Source organism: Vibrio sp. 10N.222.46.A1 (genome assembly GCF_041473595.1).
In the GTDB taxonomy this organism is placed as follows: Bacteria; Pseudomonadota; Gammaproteobacteria; order Enterobacterales; family Vibrionaceae; genus Vibrio; species Vibrio tasmaniensis_A.
Genome location: NZ_JBFRSN010001472.1, coordinates 1 through 1,374 on the forward strand (window position 1 = coordinate 1; position 1,374 = coordinate 1,374).

2 protein-coding genes are annotated in these 1,374 nt (G+C 39.5%); one reads left to right on the forward strand and one right to left on the reverse strand.

The genetic code is table 11. The features are described 5' to 3' along the window. A partial coding sequence (locus tag AB4496_RS27450) for a hypothetical protein (protein WP_372133132.1) occupies positions 1-186 on the reverse strand: 186 nt, incomplete at its 3' end. 171 nt (positions 187-357) lie between these two features. On the opposite strand from AB4496_RS27450, the gene AB4496_RS27455 reads away from it, so the two are divergent. Beyond that, complete coding sequence (locus tag AB4496_RS27455; protein WP_012603361.1) at positions 358-1,245, forward strand: outer membrane protein OmpK; 888 nt, start codon at positions 358-360, stop codon at positions 1,243-1,245. Positions 1,246-1,374 lie beyond the last annotated feature (129 nt).

Consider the following 1,374-nt stretch of genomic DNA (forward strand, 5'->3'; position numbering starts at 1 on the left):
CATGAATTGTTCATCAATTGATTCAAACTTCAGTACGGAGTTGCTTGGAAATGGATCAAAGGCAGGATCGAAACGTTCGCTGAGTGAGGTGTTTTTTACGAGAAAACGCTTAGAAAGAAATACTGTTGATTTTGATATGCATGTCACACTTTTTGGTATAATCGTTTGCTTAGAGCGGTATTTCACCAATTTATACACAAAATAATCGAATTTCACAAAATCAATAGAAGTGGGGATTCATCAAGATGCATAGCAACATTAAAGTTCCATCATTTAGATCGTTAGTGTGATCACGCTCACCATAATAATCATAGTTTTCACTCTGTCTCACTTTTATTTGAGAACAAAATCGCTATTATGCTCGGCATTCGGACATATAAACACGCACGGATTAGCGGGTTACTTATTTCAAACATAGAGAGTTCCATTATGCGTAAATCACTTTTAACTCTTGGCCTACTTGCAGCAGCTTCTGCTCCAGTAATGGCGGCTGATTATTCTGACGGCGATACTCACAAGAATGATTACAACTGGATGCAGTTTAATATCATGCACACTATCGATGAGAAGCCTCAGGACAAAGATCATACTTATCTTGAAATGGAGTTTGGTGGACGCTCTGGTATCTTCGATCTTTACGGTTACATTGATGTATTCAACCTAACTAACGATAGCGGCAGCGATAAAGCAAAAGACGATCAACTGTTTGTTAAATTTGCGCCTCGTATGTCTATCGATGGCCTAACTGGTAAAGACCTTTCTTTTGGTCCAGTACAAGAACTATACGTTGCAAACTACACAACTATCGATGGCAAAGCTGACGGTGGTTACGCAACTAAAACAGGTATCGGTTCAGACGTAATGGTACCTTGGTTTGGTAAAATGCAATTCAATCTTTACGCTACGTACGATCTAAATACGAAAGATTGGAACGGTTACCAATTTTCTACAAACTGGTTTAAGCCATTCGTAAACTTCGATAACGGTTCATTCATTGCTTACCAAGGTTACATCGATTACGAGTTTGGTCGTGATAGTTCATACAACCAGTCGAGCAACGGCGGAGCTATGTTCAATGGTATTTACTGGCACAATGACCAATTTGCTGTAGGTTACGGTCTTAAATTATACCAAGATGTATACGGTCTAAGAGATGGTGCTCAAATTGATAGTGCTAACCCACAATACGGCCAGTTCTCTACTTCAGGCGTAGGTCACTACTTCGCAGTAACTTACAAGTTCTAATCGAACTTCTAAGAAAGTTTCCAAAATGGCACCCTCGGGTGCCATTTTTTATTGCTTTCATTTAATGCCTCGCTATCCTTGCAGCACCACTTTCTTATCTCGGTATTGCTGTGAACATCACTATTGTTG